Origin of the sequence: Lysinibacillus sp. NPDC097195, assembly GCF_044762075.1 — a bacterium.
In the GTDB taxonomy this organism is placed as follows: domain Bacteria; phylum Bacillota; class Bacilli; order Bacillales_A; family Planococcaceae; genus Lysinibacillus.
The window spans coordinates 26891-41933 of the sequence record NZ_JBIWDP010000009.1 but is presented as its reverse complement, the minus strand read 5'-3'; the positions used below and the strand labels follow the sequence as shown (position 1 = coordinate 41933).

Annotated in this window: 16 protein-coding genes and 1 riboswitch; of the genes, 3 read left to right on the top strand and 13 right to left on the bottom strand. The window is 37.5% G+C overall.

The annotated features are described in order from the left end of the window. Nucleotides 1-117: 117 nt before the first annotated feature. The gene (locus ACIQXI_RS21130) at nucleotides 118-1404 is read right to left on the bottom strand and encodes a tetratricopeptide repeat protein (protein WP_402928375.1); all 1287 of its coding nucleotides are present in this window, start codon (nucleotides 1402-1404) and stop codon (nucleotides 118-120) included. 71 nt (nucleotides 1405-1475) lie between these two features. Beyond that, nucleotides 1476-2489 carry a YdcF family protein gene (locus ACIQXI_RS21125; RefSeq protein WP_402928373.1) on the bottom strand — a complete coding sequence of 338 codons (1014 nt, stop codon included), beginning with the start codon at nucleotides 2487-2489 and terminating at the stop codon, nucleotides 1476-1478. Between the two features lie 186 nt (nucleotides 2490-2675). Between ACIQXI_RS21125 and ACIQXI_RS21120 the strand changes: the two genes are divergently transcribed. Both ACIQXI_RS21120 and ACIQXI_RS21115 read left to right on the top strand, forming a co-directional pair. Beyond that, on the top strand, nucleotides 2676-3152 hold the full coding sequence (locus ACIQXI_RS21120; RefSeq protein ID WP_402928372.1) for a hypothetical protein: 477 nt from the start codon (nucleotides 2676-2678) through the stop codon (nucleotides 3150-3152). After that, nucleotides 3140-3427: a DUF2653 family protein gene (locus tag ACIQXI_RS21115; protein WP_402928371.1), complete on the top strand. Its 288-nt coding sequence runs from the start codon at nucleotides 3140-3142 to the stop codon at nucleotides 3425-3427. The genes ACIQXI_RS21120 and ACIQXI_RS21115 overlap by 13 nt, the downstream gene beginning before the upstream one ends. 97 nt (nucleotides 3428-3524) lie before the next feature. On the opposite strand, the gene ACIQXI_RS21110 is transcribed toward ACIQXI_RS21115, so the two are convergent. From ACIQXI_RS21110 to ACIQXI_RS21090, 5 genes are all read right to left on the bottom strand, one after another. Next, entirely contained in the window at nucleotides 3525-5144 is a 1620-nt protein-coding gene (locus ACIQXI_RS21110; protein ID WP_402928370.1) for an S-layer homology domain-containing protein, read from the bottom strand. A gap of 94 nt (nucleotides 5145-5238) precedes the next feature. After that, nucleotides 5239-6360, bottom strand: coding sequence for an endonuclease Q family protein (locus ACIQXI_RS21105; RefSeq protein ID WP_402928419.1), 1122 nt, complete (start codon nucleotides 6358-6360; stop codon nucleotides 5239-5241). A 117-nt stretch (nucleotides 6361-6477) separates the two neighbouring features. After that, a complete protein-coding gene (locus ACIQXI_RS21100) occupies nucleotides 6478-6648 on the bottom strand; it encodes a hypothetical protein (RefSeq protein WP_402928369.1) in 171 nt (56 codons plus the stop codon). Between the two features lie 132 nt (nucleotides 6649-6780). Further along, nucleotides 6781-7572 (bottom strand): heme ABC transporter ATP-binding protein, encoded by a 792-nt coding sequence (locus ACIQXI_RS21095; RefSeq protein ID WP_402928368.1) that lies wholly within the window; start codon nucleotides 7570-7572, stop codon nucleotides 6781-6783. Nucleotides 7573-7577: 5 nt separating this feature from the next. Further along, nucleotides 7578-8624 carry a FecCD family ABC transporter permease gene (locus ACIQXI_RS21090; RefSeq protein ID WP_402928367.1) on the bottom strand — a complete coding sequence of 349 codons (1047 nt, stop codon included), beginning with the start codon at nucleotides 8622-8624 and terminating at the stop codon, nucleotides 7578-7580. A 150-nt stretch (nucleotides 8625-8774) separates the two neighbouring features. Continuing rightward, nucleotides 8775-8966, bottom strand: a riboswitch (cobalamin riboswitch). Nucleotides 8967-9144: 178 nt separating this feature from the next. Between ACIQXI_RS21090 and ACIQXI_RS21085 the strand changes: the two genes are divergently transcribed. Beyond that, nucleotides 9145-9741 carry a YdhK family protein gene (locus ACIQXI_RS21085; RefSeq protein WP_402928365.1) on the top strand — a complete coding sequence of 199 codons (597 nt, stop codon included), beginning with the start codon at nucleotides 9145-9147 and terminating at the stop codon, nucleotides 9739-9741. 55 nt (nucleotides 9742-9796) lie between these two features. On the opposite strand, the gene ACIQXI_RS21080 is transcribed toward ACIQXI_RS21085, so the two are convergent. The 6 genes from ACIQXI_RS21080 to ACIQXI_RS21055 form a co-directional block, all read right to left on the bottom strand. Beyond that, nucleotides 9797-10477, bottom strand: coding sequence for a response regulator transcription factor (locus ACIQXI_RS21080; protein WP_402928363.1), 681 nt, complete (start codon nucleotides 10475-10477; stop codon nucleotides 9797-9799). Between the two features lie 6 nt (nucleotides 10478-10483). Then, nucleotides 10484-11848 (bottom strand): ATP-binding protein, encoded by a 1365-nt coding sequence (locus ACIQXI_RS21075; protein ID WP_402928360.1) that lies wholly within the window; start codon nucleotides 11846-11848, stop codon nucleotides 10484-10486. 391 nt (nucleotides 11849-12239) lie between these two features. After that, entirely contained in the window at nucleotides 12240-12782 is a 543-nt protein-coding gene (locus ACIQXI_RS21070; RefSeq protein ID WP_402928358.1) for an NADPH-dependent FMN reductase, read from the bottom strand. 62 nt (nucleotides 12783-12844) lie between these two features. Beyond that, the gene (locus ACIQXI_RS21065; protein ID WP_402928356.1) at nucleotides 12845-13462 is read right to left on the bottom strand and encodes a nitroreductase family protein; all 618 of its coding nucleotides are present in this window, start codon (nucleotides 13460-13462) and stop codon (nucleotides 12845-12847) included. A gap of 60 nt (nucleotides 13463-13522) precedes the next feature. Then, a complete protein-coding gene (locus ACIQXI_RS21060) occupies nucleotides 13523-14506 on the bottom strand; it encodes a ring-cleaving dioxygenase (protein WP_402928353.1) in 984 nt (327 codons plus the stop codon). 51 nt (nucleotides 14507-14557) lie between these two features. Beyond that, a complete protein-coding gene (locus ACIQXI_RS21055) occupies nucleotides 14558-14992 on the bottom strand; it encodes a MarR family winged helix-turn-helix transcriptional regulator (RefSeq protein WP_402928352.1) in 435 nt (144 codons plus the stop codon). Between the last annotated feature and the right edge of the window lie 51 nt (nucleotides 14993-15043).

Below are 15043 nucleotides of genomic sequence, written 5' to 3'. Positions count from 1 at the left end.
CTCTTTTTTATCATTTTATTATGGTAAGATAAGCAAACACCTTTTCCTAGTCAACCAAGCTAATAACGATATAACGAAAAAAACCGCAACGGCTCGTTCATGAACCGTTACGGTGTTTTAATTTTTGTCTATTTCCTCAAGTAAAAGTGTGGCTTCTTCTATACCCGCTTCTGCTGCAAGTCCGTACCACTTTTTAGCCTCTTTAATATTGCGCGCTATTCCTTCGCCTTTATTGTAGAGATGACCAAGCTGCAACTTTGCTTCCGGATCTCCTTGAAGCGCCGCTTGCTTGAACCAGTGAATACCTTTTTCAATATTACGAATCCCTGTTAAACCCTTGCTCCAAATAAAGCCCAAATCATAGAAGGCATCCACATGGTATTGAGCAGCAGCTCGTTCAAACCAATATAAGCCTCGATTTACATCACGCATTTGTCCTAAATGACCTTCTAAATAAATTCCTCCGAGCCTATACTCTGCTTCAACATAACCAGCCTCAGCGGCTTTTTTATAATAAAGAAAAGCTTGCTCCTCATCAATGGCAACCCCTAATCCTTGCTCATACATAATGCCCAATGTAAACATCGCCTCTGCCACGCCCTGCTTCGCGGCGAACTCGAACCACTGCTTTGCAAGCAACATGTTTTCCTCTACACTTTCCCCATTAAAATACATATCGGCTAGGTTATTCGCTGCATCTGCATGCCCTTGGTTTGCGGCAGCTTCATACAACGAGAAGGCACGATCATAATTTTCCTCTACAGCGATACCCTCAAAATAATAGTTCGCAAGCGCATATTGTGCATTGGCATTACCTTGGTTTACTGCGATTTCAAACCATTTTACTGACTTTTCGGGTTGGAAATCCGCACCATCATTTGTACTATAATATTCACCAAGCTCAAATTGGGTATCCGCATCTTGTTCTTCAATCGCTGCTTTGTACAAATCAATGATTTCTTCATGATCTAAATCTTCTTCTTCAAAAGCATCAACTGCTTCGTCCTGATGAACAAAATACCATTCGAGTATATCGAGAACATCATCAACAACTTCAGTTGTATAAGCTAACTTCTCCAAAGAAGTAATTTGCCAAATTAAAATATAAACTGGTTGTGGTATTGCCTCACGTAATAAATCATCATACTCCGCTAATAGCGTTAATACATTTTCTTGCACGGTTTGTGTTTGTTCTGGATGTACAACTTGTAAGTGTCGTTGTTTATTTTTCCTTAACAAGCCCTGAATAACTTGATATAGCATTTTTTGCAAGGTTGTCAGTTGTACTTCATCCAATATAAGTAATGATACGTTTTGTGCAAACCATGTGTTCTGTATTTGTGGTAGCTGTTGTAAAGATTCCATGCGCTCCTTATTTCGTTTTGCTAAAAATGGCCGATACATTTGTTTTCCCCCCTTGCACTATGTAAAAAAACTGCCTCGCTATTATTATATGGAAGGCAGTTGAAGAATGGTTACACATATGCTCTTAACATAAGTCCAATAAATAAAGTAAGAACAAAAAAGAACGTTACATGTAGCCATTTAGACATTTCTAATAATCCGATAAATTCTCGGGTAAATGCATTAGGTAGATAATAATACGCTGTTTTGGAGCCAACCCCCTGCGCATCAAGCTTTGCCTTTCTAGCGTAAATACTTGCACGAAATACATGGAAGTTATTTGTTACAAAAAGTGCTCGGTATTCCCTTCCTTGCGCATGTGCATCCATAATTGCCTTTGAGAACCTCATATTCTGTTCTGTGTTTGTGGATTGATCTTCTCTTAATATTTGGCGATGTGGTATTTCGTGTCGTTCAATCATATATGTTTCCATCGCAAGCGCTTCTGAAATTTGTTCATCCTGACCTTGCCCACCTGACACGATAATAAAAGGACGTTCCCCATATTTTCGATATTGCTTTACAGCCTCATCTAAACGGCTAGCTAAAAGAGGGGGAACTTTGTCACCCATCAAACCTGCACCAAGGACAATGATATAATGAGGCTCATACGTTATCGGCGTGAAATGGTAAATAACAGAATAAAGCATTACACTTGTATACAAAAAGACTGTATAGGCAAAAATCAAAAACGCATAAAAGAAAAGAATATGCCAAAAGCTATTTTCAATATTCGTAAAAAATATGAAAACATACCCAATCATCATGAGCAAGAACACTAATCCAAAAACAGCTAATACTAAATTTCGAATGCTGCGTCCTTCTTTTTCGAGTAAAATTTTACTATTGAAAAACATAGCTATAGATAATATCAACATTATACCTGGGATAATACCGAACAACGTCATAATACCCATCTTGGACACAATACCCTGTTCATTAATAAATAAATCATAGCGTGTGGCTATACCTATAAAAACAGTTAAACCTATTAATCCTAGAACGACAGCGTTAATGAAACGCCTTTTCTCCGTTATATATAGCATTAAAAATACTGAAATCAATAATGTCATTGCTGGAAGCATTGCATTTACTCCTTTCCTCCCTTTCTATTCCCCATTCAGCAAGATGCTGACACCACTTGTTCATATATTGCAAATTTCCTAAATTAAATATAGTGAATATTTTATTTTTCACTATATATCATGTAAAATTACTATTAAGAACTAGTTTATGACAAAAAACAAAATTATTTTGGAGGAATGTAAGCAATGAAAAAAATTCTTGCAGCTCTTTTTGCAGCGACACTTATGTTTGCATCAGTTGGTGCCACATTATTTATTTCGGACACACCGACTGCTGAAGCAAAATCATATAAGTCAGGTAAAAAAGGCTTCTCAAACAACAACAACAGCTCAAATATTCAAAAATCTCAGGATAATTCTAAAGATCAAAACAATGCTACAACAAATAAAAATAATACGACGTCTACAAATAAAACAGATACTACAACTGCGAAAAAAGGTGGCTTTTTCTCAGGTGGCCTGATGAAAGGCTTAATGCTAGGTGGTTTAGCAGGTCTACTATTTGGTAGTCTATTTAGTGGTTTAGGTATGCTAGGTAATATTTTAGGCTTATTAATTAACGTTGCTGCCATTGCGGTGATCGTTATGCTTGTTGTTAAAATTATCAACATGTTTAAAGATAAAAAACGCAAAGAACAGGAAGCGACACAATGGCACAAATAATTAGCGAGCAAGATATTATTAACGCTATTTGCCTATCACAGGCGTATCATAAAAATATTCGTCCAGAAGACGTCCTTGTTGAGCTAACATATGAAGATGAGACAGGCTTCGGTGCAGAAGTTGAAACAAATGGTCAAATCGAAATATTTAATACCGCTGCAATGATTGGTGCATTACGTGTATGGATAAAAGATGTGCTACACGGAGACCCTTTCTCTACAGGTATTGAGCTCGTATTAGATGATGAAGAAGGCATTATTGCCAAATTATCATAGTTTTTGAAATAAATTAAAACGAATAGCCGTTCAATAAATCTTACAGTCGATTTATTGAACGGCTTTTTTAATTGACCGTCATCCTTAGTAAATACGTTTATTTCAATCGCTCACTAAAGCTTACAAAGATTTTAGCTGCATGGCTACGCTTTGTTGCAGCTTCAGGAGAAAATTTCCCTTCACTTCCTGTGACAATACCAAGCTCATATAGCATTGTGATGGCCTTTTGCGTTTCATCATTATAACTAGCTATATCGATGAACGGTGTTTTATTTTTCACAACATAAGCTTCATTATGTTGTTTTTCATATGCGCGTTTAAGCATCAGTGCTAATTGCGCACGTGTAATAGGCTGGCTCGGATGAAACTGACCATTATTCCCTTTCACAAGACCATGCGCATAAGCCGCCGCAATTTCTGCCTGTGTATTGGCATCGTAGCTTGCAATATCAGTAAATGGTGCTTTGACAGTTGTTGTTAATCCTAAGCTTCTAACAAGCATTGTGGCAGCCTGAGCGCGTGTAATATTTTGTTCAGGTTTAAATGTACCATCTGCATAGCCTTTCATTATGCCTTTTGCAGCCGCTTCATGGATGAACGCTGTTGCCCAATGATTTTGAATATCTGTAAACTGTACTGCACTACTTGTTGTAAACGTTGCTGCGGGACTTTGAACACTTTCATTCCCAGCCGCATCTAGCGCTTTAATCGCAACTGTATAGGCAGTATTTTCCGTTAAATTATCTAGTGTAATCGCCATTTGATCAGCTTTTACTGTAGAATAAAGCTTATTATTCACGTAGACATTATACTTCGTAACACCTTCATTATCTGTCGCTGCCAGCCAAGTTACCTTTGCCGTTGTGCTACTTTCCACACTAACTCGGATTGCAGAGGAAACATCCCATAACGAGCTTACTTTTATAATCGGTAAAAATGCTTCATTCGCTACCGCTAAGTAGCCGGCTTCACTTAAATGTATATTTTCGGGATTTGGTAAATAGTTTGCCACATCTTTCGCCACGACATCTAAAGTTGGCACAAATACGGCCCCTGCTTTTTCTGCTGTTGTTTTTATCGACGCATTCATAATAGCTAATAGCATTTTAAATTGCGTCTGCAAATCTTCGTTATAATAAGGGAATGAATTATAGTATCCCATAACGTAAATTTGCACTTGTGGATTCAACTTTTTAATTTCAGCTAATATAGCCGCAATATTTTTTATCGCTTCCTGCGACGCCTTTAAAATAGTCGCAGAATTTATGCCCGTTGTTGCTGTATCTTTTAAAATTGGCAATAAGTCATTCGCACCAGCCGTTAACGTTATTAGCTCCGCTTCCTTAATGGACGCTCTAAGTTTTGTGCTATTACTTGTGTAACCAAAGCCTGTCACTGGTTTCTCTACGTCTGCTTGTAAATCTGCCAAAATATTTTTCGTTGTATAACCTGAATAAGCGAAGCCCTTATTATATGAAGTTAATAAACCATCTTGTTGCAAAGCCTGTGCAACGAAATCCGTATAGCCAAGACCAATAATGCCCATTTCATTCATGCCATGTGCCAATGAATCACCTAGCGCTACATAATCAGCTTGTACTACCCAGCTTGGCGCTATGTTATCTTCTTTGCTCTCGGCACTTGCCCCTCCAGTTACTGTTAACTGTAAAGCTAGTACACTTGCAGCTAAAAAACGAAATTTCTTGGACAATTGCATATACCCACTCCTTTTACTGACCTAGTTATTACTAGTTTACTAGATAAAGGATAAAAATGGGTAAATACTTATTACCTTCAATTAATTTTCAATTTTATTCCAATATTACTTTACCGTAGACACCTCCACCACCAACTGCAATATTCAATTTCCCAGTTCTAGCTAAATCAATCATCTGGGCTATTTTAAGCGGCACAATTTCTGCAAGCTGCTCGGTCGTTATACAATGTAAAATTGTCATTTCTGTTCCAAAAGCATGGATTAATCTCTCCAACATTTTTGGACCTAAGCCGGGGATAAAATCAAGTGGTACTTGATGAATATACGGCGGTCTTTCACGTTCTGTACAATCCGTATCAGATAGTTCCATAATTCGTGTTGCCACACCTTTTATAATGTGTGAACTTCCACATGATTTACAAAGTACATCCTCATCGTTTACCTGCACACCACATTTCGCACATACCGTTTGATAATATTTGCCGAGCAATGGATTTAAGCCATAGTTTGCTATTACTGCTCGTCCTTCTTGTTCATGAAGCGCCTTTTTTAGCTCGTTAAAATTTGCTGCTTTTAATCGTAGCTTTTGATATTCACGAGCGATTTTCCCTAACGAGTGGGCATCCGAATTCGTCACAAAAGTATACGCCTGAAGTTCTCGTATGTTTTTTACCATCTGCGTGTCAGAGCTTAATCCTAGCTCAATAGCATCAATAAGATGGGGATCAAATACTTCTGTTAAACTGTGATGAACACCTTTGCCAAATAGACTTTTAAATGGTGTAAAAACATGTGCTGGGATAAAAAGCCCTCCCATGTCATGAACTTTTTGTTGGAGCACTCGGCCATCACAATAAATCCGCTGTGAACTTAAATGAATATTTTTCATATAGCCTCGCATCCAATTCGAAAAATGCTCCATTACGGCAATCGTAGGAAAGTAAGCAAGTACATGGATAGGTCCTTGACAGTTGCTATCATAAATTTCGATTTCTGAGCCAAGAATTAGCGTTGTATCTTGAAAGCGTAGCCCACCTTCTTCTAACTCCGTGAGCTCCCCTTGTGCTATCATCATCTTCACTTCAGCTATTACTTCTGGTGAATGACAATCAATAATGCCGATTATATCGAGCCCTTTTTTTGCACTAGCCATCTCTAAAATTCGTGCTAACGTTAAAGTTTTGCTCCCTGTAATCTTCACAGCACGTCCATTCATTGTTCGACCAATATGAATATGTAAATCGCTATAATATTCATGAAACAATGCTAACAGCTCCTTTTACTTGATTGTAAAATGAAAAAACCTTACATTGCTGCAAGGCATTTTCAGACATTAGGATGGATGGTTTTGATGGTTGCTATTATCGGTCTCAAACGTACCTGAACCTTGGTTAGGCATTGTTGCAGCATCATAAGCAACTAAGGTAACACCGATTTGCTTTTCGAGCTCATTAATTTTTTCAAGTTGTGTGTGATCTAATTGTGCAAACTTTATTTCTTCCATGTTCATCACGCATCCTTTCAAAAATAACGTTCCCCGAACATCTCCCAACTATACAAAAAGTCTGAATTGTTTGAGTGACTGGCACTCTGATTTTACTTCGTTATTTATGTACCCTAATGACAGTACTACTACTCAAATTGTTTCAGAATTGTGTGAGTGACTGGCACTTAAATATATTAAATAAGGTTTTCCTGTTAGTGGATGTGTTTGGATATCGGCATTAACGCCAAAAACATCTTGCAGCAGTTTAGGCGTTAATACTTCTTCTGGTGTCCCATATTGTACAATACGACCTTGTTGTAAAACGTAAATGTAGTCACAGTACATAGCTGCCATGTTTAAATCATGTAAAGCAGCAACAACAGTTAAATGCAATGTTTGAATTAAATCCATTAATTGTAATTGATGCTGAATATCTAAATGATTCGTAGGCTCATCTAAAATTAGCACTTGTGCCTGTTGTGCTAGTGCACGCGCTACCATCACGCGCTTTTTTTCGCCTCCCGAAAGAGAACTAAAGCTACGTGTTTCTAAATGAGCAATACCCGTTTGCACTAATGCCTCTTTTACAATAGTGAAGTCTTCCTTATCATCCATCTCAAAAAGTTTTTTATGTGGTGTTCTACCCATGCTTACCAAATCTCTCACTGTAAAATCAAATAACACGGGCGTTTCTTGACTAACAACGGCTAACTTTTTGGCAATGACTTTACTTGATTGCTTTAAAATATCTTGCTCATGCAAAAATACAGTACCACTTTCTGGCCTCAATAAACGATACATATTTTTTAATAGTGTCGACTTTCCACTTCCGTTAGGACCGATTAAACCGACAAATTGCTTTGCTTTTATTTGAATACTTACATCTTCTAATATGCGTTGATCTTGAATGGAGTATGATACACGCTTCGCTTCTAATGTCATCGCTCCTAATCTCCTTCACCAAAAGAATAATTGTTACGGCGTAATAGCCAAATAAAAAATGGCCCGCCGCAAAAAGCCGTAATAATTCCGATTGGCATTTCTTCTGGAGCAATTAATACACGCGCAATCGCATCTGCCCACACTAAGAAAACTGCCCCTAACAATGCACTGATTGGGATGACATATTTATAATTAGATCCTACTAATAAACGTACGATATGAGGGATTATTAAACCAACGAAACCAATTGCACCACTTACTGCAACAAGCACACCTGTTAATAATGATACGAGCAGGATTAGCTGTATTCGGAACTGTTGTAAATTAACACCTAACGTGACTGCCGCCTCTTCCCCAAGTAACAATAGATTTAAATGACGATAATGTAGCCATAGCAAAACAAAGACGATTAGAAAAATTATGACGGGAATGAGTATATTACTCCATTTTGCTCCTGCAAGACTGCCTAGCATCCAATACATAACCGCTTTTATACCGCCCTCTTCTTTAGACATCATTAACATAAAATTAGAAGTCGCAGACAATATAAACGATACTGCCATTCCTGCTAGCAACAAGCGGAAGATAGAAATACGTCCACCAACCCGTGATAAGAGAAAGACCATGACCATGGCAATAAAAGAACCTAAAAATGCAGCTACCGAAAGTGCATAGATTCCTAAAAATGAAAATGCTCCTAAAATAATGACTGCCGTTGCACCGACTGTTGCCCCAGAAGAAATACCTAAAACATACGGGTCTGCAATCGAATTACGGACAAGGGCTTGCACAGCTGCACCAGCAATAGCTAAGCCTGCTCCAACAATCGCTGCAAGCAGTACGCGTGGAACACGAATTTGCCATATAATAATCTCCTGTGACCGACTCCAATCAGCCTCAATCGAATTTGGGAAAATCGAAATTTTCGACAGAATAACCTTCCATACATGTAATGGTGTTATCGATACCGACCCAATCATAATTGCCAGCGTCATGGAAGCAATTAATACTAGAACAAGGGTAATAGCAAAAAATATAAATTTTTTATTCATCTGTTTACTAGCTCCTAATCACTCAAAATAATGACGAAGCAAGCAATAAAAAAGGGTATTCTACGCAAGAATGCATAGAAATACCCTCGGCTAAACAAAGTCAGAAAGAATCCATCATTGTCCGTAATTGCTTGCATCCTCGTGGGCATTACAGGTATGAACTAAATGGCAGGTCTCCTGGCTTCGATTCATCGTATCTATAATTACCTTCCCATTCGAAAACAGTGGTGAATCATTATAGAACTCCTCGTTACAGTTGCGGGACAGCGTCGGACTTACACCGACTTCCCTTTTAAGTGGCGCTCATTAAATAAGCGTCACACCATTAGTATCTGAAATTTTAAAATTATGACGATTCTATCATACATAATTATCGTAGTCTATAGCTTCTTCCTTATAGGAATTATTCTTTCATCTTTTCAACTTCAGACAAATAATATTTCGCACAAAATCAAATCCATATTTTCTGCACATTTACTTGTTACATTAAAGACAATTAACTAGTAAGGAGGAGTTTCACATGATATTAAAAAGAAATTGGTTGTTAAGTTTAGTTGCTGTATTTGCTTTACTACTATTATCAGCATGCACTGAGGATGCATCGAAGTCGGAAACTGCTAATAATGACACAACAGATTCTCAAGCACAAACAGACAAAGGAGACGAAATGGATCACTCCACGATGAAACATTCAAGCTCAGGTGAAGTTCCGCCCACTTTAAAAACTGCAGAAAACCCTAAATATCCAGTTGGCAGTACCGCTATTATTAAGGAAGGACATATGGCAGGGATGGCAGGCGCACAAGCAACGATTGTGGGGGCATATGATACAACTGCCTATATTATTTCCTATGAACCGACGACTGGTGGAAAAAAAGTAGAAAATCACAAATGGGTAATACATGAGGAATTAGTGAATCCAGGTGAGGCACCTTTAGCACCGGGCACAGAAGTTAAGACAGATGCTGCGCATATGGAGGGTATGGAAAATGCTACTGTTCGTATTGATGAAGCAGTACAGACGACTGTTTATATGATAGATTTTCCATTAACAACGACTGGTGAAGAAATGAAAAATCATAAATGGGTTACTGAAGACGAACTAGCTTCAAAATAAAAAGAACAACCTCTGGGATTACTCCATCAGAGGTTGTTCTTTTTATTTGTCTCTACTAATTGCAAGTGGCTTTATGCCATTTATAACCGATGCCCCATACTGTCTGTAAGTAATCATCTACCTGAAAGCCACTTTTCCGCAATTTTTCCCTTAAATTGCGGACATGGGAATCAATCGTACGATCATCAATTGTTACGTTATATCCCCAAACCGTATTCATTAAATGTTCTCTTGAGAAAACTTTATTTTGATAATCAAGCAACAGCGCTAACATGGCAAACTCTTTCGGCGTTAAAGCAATAGTCTGTTGTTCAAAAGACACTTCAATGGAATCTTTATTTAATCGTAGCCCTTCAAAAAAAATGATTGTTTCTTCAGTTTTCGTTCTTCTTAAAACAGCATGTATACGGGCTAATAACTCTTCCTCATCAAAGGGCTTTAAAATATAGTCGTCTGCTCCGATAGTTAACCCTTTTACAATATCAGCTTGTTCTCCTTTTGCTGTTAACATAATCACTGGTACATCCCAAAACTTCCTTATTTCCTGACAAACCTGCCAACCATCCATATTGGGCATCATAATATCTAACAGCACTAAATCTACATGTTCTTCTTCTAAGTAGTTTAAAGCATCACTCACCGCTGACATGGCTATGCACTGAAAAGATGGCTCTAGATAAAGAGTTAGTAACTCTAACATCCTTGGTTCATCATCAATTAATAATAATGTTTTCATCCGTTCCTACCCCTTAAACAATAATTCAAAAGTAGTCCCTTTGTTTTCCTCACTCATAACGGTTACTTCTCCTCCATGTGCATGGACAAGCTCCCTCACAATGGCTAGTCCAAGTCCTGAACCACCATGTGCACGGGTACGAGATTTTTCAACCCGATAGAAGCGTTCAAAAATATAAGGTAACTCCTTTTTCGGAATTCCCTTTCCAGTATCTTTGACAATGATTTTTATTAAATGATGGTGTCTTTTCACCATCAAGTAAGTAGCATCTCCTGAGGAACAATAAGTTAAAGCATTATTTAACAGATTCAAAATAATTTGCTCCAGTCTTGCGGAATCGGCCATTAATGTTAAGCCCTTTTCACATTGAACAAAAAAGTGAATCTCCTTTTCCTGAAAGGCAGGATTTAACTTTGCCTCAATACTTGTCACAAATTCATCTAACTGCAGACATTCCTTATTAATAACAAATGCGTTTTCATCCATTTTTGCTAAATCAAATAAATCTTGAATTAATCTTGAAAGCCGATTCGTTTCTTCAATAATAATACTTAAATATTTTTGGCGATCTTGCTCCGTTAAATCTCGCTTATAAAGTATATCTGTATAACCTTTTATAAAAGTTATCGGTGTTCTTAGCTCATGGGCAATACTTGATAAAAATTCCTTTCGTTCCTCTCTTAAATGATTTAAATCATCGGATAGCTGTTGAATGGCATGTGCAAGATCACTCAGCTCATCTTTGCCATTAGTGGAAAGCGCAACAGTGAAATCTCCTTTATTCATTTTCATCGTCGCTTCTTTCATAGCCATCAAAGGTTGGGCTAATTTTCGTGATAGCACAATAATAACGACAATCGTCACTAATCCTGACACGAGGCCAACAATTAGAAAATGTTTGTTTAACCGTTCCATTAACGCATGAATGGAATCTGTATTTTGAAACATAAAGACATAACCAACCGGCTTTTGCTGTTTTACAATAGGACTAATTGTTGCTATATATTTTTCATCCTGCCAGTTTTTCTCCAATACCCGACCACTATAGGGCACACTACCCCCGAGCTTCTTTAAATAAACTTGTATTTCAGGGTGTACTGATGAAGCAGCTAAAATTGTTCCAGCATGATCCGTTATAACAACATCTGTATTTTCTTTTGATTCCATTAATAAAATATGTGCTAACGTCTCCTCATCGAAATTTTGCTCTAATATTGTTCGATGTGAATTGCCAGTTGTCTGTAAATTTGTTAATTCTTCTTCCAGACGCGAATTCGTCAAAGAAACATGTAAAAAAAACATCATAAATGTTTCAATGCAAAACAATGTAATAAAAAAAATAATTCCAAGCTTTAGCGAAAGTTTTTTCATCCTCTAACCACCTATATTTCAAATATGATAACGTGTAAGTGTGAAGATTTTATGCAGAAACTTGTAAAAGTGCCTGTAAAAGTGCCAGGCACCGAAACAATTCTGAATATTTAAGTCAATAGTAACATAATCAATTCCACGTAAACACTTGCCAATGCACAACTAACGTAAAAGAAACAGATGGCGTCACAGCAATGCTTGGAACTGACAAAATACTCACTCACAGCTTGAGTGAATTTTTGACCTCGCAGAGCCGTTATTATGCTAAAAATCTAACCAGGTACAGCGAAGTGTCAGGCACCCAAACAATTATTTATTTGGGAACCGCTGATGCTTAGGTCTTTACACAAAAAAGCCAATAAGTATGACACATACTTATTGGCTTTTACTATTAAAGATATTTTTTAACCCAGTCTAAGAAGTTTTCAATTACTGTATCAAGGAACTTCACAGTACCTTCATCTGTTAAATTGCCTTCAGCATCGAATTTTGTATGAACAGCACCGATATATACATCATTACCGTGAAGTAATGGTGAATTAATTCCTGGTGAGAATAAAATATCACGTAAGTGTAATTGTGCTTTTACAGTACCTAAGTTCCCCATTGATGCACCCATCATGAACGATGGTTTGCCAACCATTACTTTATCTACACGAGATAGCCAGTCAATCGCATTCACCATTACACCTGGTACAGTTCCGTTATATTCTGGTGTTAACCAAAGTACCGCGTCCGCAGCTTTTACTTTTGCTTTAAAATCTAGTACAGCTTGAGGTGCCTCATTTTCGATATCTTGATCATACATTGGTAAATCACGTAAGCTTAATACTTCTAGTTCGAACTTTTCAGCATAACGTTTTTGAATAAATTTGGCTAATGCCATATTATATGATTCTTTACGGATACTTCCGACTATTGCTACTACTTTCATGTTGTTTCCTCCTAAATGGTTCTTCCATTAATATTGGTAAAGCCTTTTTATTTTATACCGCCCTAATAATAGGTTGCAAATTCCTCAACTGGTTTACGATACCCACGTAAGCGTTGGCTACCTTCTTTTTCCTTGCCAATGGTCATCATCAAAACAATTTCATGGGTAGCTGGCACATTGAATAAAGCACGTATTTGTTGTTGATCATAGCCAATCATCGGGCATGTATCCCAGCCGCGATTTTTGGCAGCTAACATAAAGAGCATAGCTGAAAGCGATGCATTACGAATCGCATCTTCCTTCATAAACGCCTCACCACGTTCTTCATAAAACTTCGCGTTATCATCAATGAGATTATCAAGTTCACAGTTTGTAATAATACCTAAGTCAACCATGCCTTGACTAATATGAGCCGTTTGCTTATAAGCCTCTTTGTCGCCAAGTACTAGAATAACACCGGAAGCTGAATGTACTTTATATTGCCCATATGCAGCCTCGCGCACTTTTTCTTTCAATTCTTGATCTAAGACAACGATATATTCCGTATGTTGCAAGTTGAATGCTGAAGGTGCAAGCTTGACGTCCTCTAAAATCGGACGGATATCATCCTCCGTCATTACAACGCCGTCCATAAAATTATTTGCTGATCGACGTTTATCAATTAACTTTGAAAATTCCATTTTGACGTCCTCCAATTAACCAATAGGCTGTGCTAAAACTGTCGTTTTTTTAAATACACCTTATTCATATTCTTTATCAAATGCAATCGTACTTCTAACCGTATCAATTGGACGAACCAGCCCTTCAATTTGCGCACGTTTAGGCTCTAGGAAAGGTGGTAATGATAATTTTTCCCCTAATGTTTCATAAGGCTCATCACCCATAAATCCTGGTCCATCTGTCGCCCATTCAAATAAAATTTGCGGAGCTACACGCGCATAGAGAGATTCAAAGAAGTGACGGTTAACATAACCTGACGTATTGAAACCAAAACCTTCTAAGCGTTCTGTCCATTCATTTAAAACGTCTCGATCTGCCACACGAAAAGCTGCATGATGGACAGTACCGAATCCTTGACGAGCCACTGGTAAGATTGTGTTATGCTCTACAATAATTTGGGCACCATTTCCTCCCTCTCCAACCTCAAATAAGTGGAAGTCTCCTTCAGCTGCAATTTCTGTGAATAGCATTACTTTTTCTAGCATCTCTTTGAAATAGTCAAAATTTGCAACACGCACAAATATTGGACCTAATCCTGTAATTGCATACTCAAGTGGGATAGGACCATCTTGCCATGGTGTCCCTGCGGCAACGCCTTTGTTGTTTTCATCAGAAATTAGTTGATACTGCTGATCGTCAAAATCAACAAATGATAAAGTTTGCTTACCGAACTGCTCTTTGATACCTGTATGTTTGACATTAAGACGGTCAAAGCGTTTTACCCAGTAAGTTAATGCTGCATCTGTTGGTACTCGGAATGATGTTTTTGAAATCTCGTTTGTACCATGTACACCTTTAGGTATATTTGGGAAGTCAAAGAATGTCATATCTGTCCCGGCACTACCTTTGTCATCTGCAAAAAATAGGTGATATGTTTGTATATCGTCCTGATTGACTGTTTTTTTTACTAAACGCATTCCTAGTACATATGTGAAAAATTTATAATTTTCTTCTGCGCTACTTGTAATAGCAGTAACGTGGTGAATTCCTTTTAAGTGATTCATAGTTATGTTCCTCCATTTTATCTCGAATTCGAGATATATATTTAAAAAAATTTATTTATGAATGGCATTAAGGCCGACTTTTTTTAAAGCTACATTCATTGTTTCCAACTCCTGTTGCTCTAATACTTGAAAAATTTCATTAATCTTTTGTTCATGGAGCGGAAAAATCCTATCCATTAAGCTCTGTCCTACATCGGTTAACAACGCATAAGTAACGCGTCGATCTTTTGGACAAGCACGTCGACAAACGAGATCCTTTTGTTCCAGCTTATCAATCACATACGTAATACTACTACTTGCAATTAATATTTTTTTACCAATTACTTGTATAGGCTGCTCGCCATGGTGGTACAAAAAATCTAATACACCAAATTCAGTTTGGTTTACATCATATTGAAGCAAATCTCTTTTGGTTGCATCCTGTATCGATTGATAAGCACGGCACATAATCGTAAAAGCTTTTAAATACCGATTTTCTTCCCTCATAAGATGCCTTCTTTCTAATTACCTTGAAATTAATTATCTTCAATTCGAGAT

Excerpts from the sequence above, each read along its gene's own strand:
- ACIQXI_RS21130 (WP_402928375.1), bottom strand. The coding sequence starts at position 1,404 with ATGTATCGGCCATTTTTAGCAAAACGAAATAAGGAGCGCATGGAATCT.
- ACIQXI_RS21125 (WP_402928373.1), bottom strand. The coding sequence starts at position 2,489 with ATGCTTCCAGCAATGACATTATTGATTTCAGTATTTTTAATGCTATAT.
- ACIQXI_RS21120 (WP_402928372.1), top strand. The coding sequence starts at position 2,676 with ATGAAAAAAATTCTTGCAGCTCTTTTTGCAGCGACACTTATGTTTGCA.
- ACIQXI_RS21115 (WP_402928371.1), top strand. The coding sequence starts at position 3,140 with ATGGCACAAATAATTAGCGAGCAAGATATTATTAACGCTATTTGCCTA.
- ACIQXI_RS21110 (WP_402928370.1), bottom strand. The coding sequence starts at position 5,144 with ATGCAATTGTCCAAGAAATTTCGTTTTTTAGCTGCAAGTGTACTAGCT.
- ACIQXI_RS21105 (WP_402928419.1), bottom strand. The coding sequence starts at position 6,360 with ATGAATGGACGTGCTGTGAAGATTACAGGGAGCAAAACTTTAACGTTA.
- ACIQXI_RS21100 (WP_402928369.1), bottom strand. The coding sequence starts at position 6,648 with ATGGAAGAAATAAAGTTTGCACAATTAGATCACACACAACTTGAAAAA.
- ACIQXI_RS21095 (WP_402928368.1), bottom strand. The coding sequence starts at position 7,572 with ATGACATTAGAAGCGAAGCGTGTATCATACTCCATTCAAGATCAACGC.
- ACIQXI_RS21090 (WP_402928367.1), bottom strand. The coding sequence starts at position 8,624 with ATGAATAAAAAATTTATATTTTTTGCTATTACCCTTGTTCTAGTATTA.
- ACIQXI_RS21085 (WP_402928365.1), top strand. The coding sequence starts at position 9,145 with ATGATATTAAAAAGAAATTGGTTGTTAAGTTTAGTTGCTGTATTTGCT.
- ACIQXI_RS21080 (WP_402928363.1), bottom strand. The coding sequence starts at position 10,477 with ATGAAAACATTATTATTAATTGATGATGAACCAAGGATGTTAGAGTTA.
- ACIQXI_RS21075 (WP_402928360.1), bottom strand. The coding sequence starts at position 11,848 with ATGAAAAAACTTTCGCTAAAGCTTGGAATTATTTTTTTTATTACATTG.
- ACIQXI_RS21070 (WP_402928358.1), bottom strand. The coding sequence starts at position 12,782 with ATGAAAGTAGTAGCAATAGTCGGAAGTATCCGTAAAGAATCATATAAT.
- ACIQXI_RS21065 (WP_402928356.1), bottom strand. The coding sequence starts at position 13,462 with ATGGAATTTTCAAAGTTAATTGATAAACGTCGATCAGCAAATAATTTT.
- ACIQXI_RS21060 (WP_402928353.1), bottom strand. The coding sequence starts at position 14,506 with ATGAATCACTTAAAAGGAATTCACCACGTTACTGCTATTACAAGTAGC.
- ACIQXI_RS21055 (WP_402928352.1), bottom strand. The coding sequence starts at position 14,992 with ATGAGGGAAGAAAATCGGTATTTAAAAGCTTTTACGATTATGTGCCGT.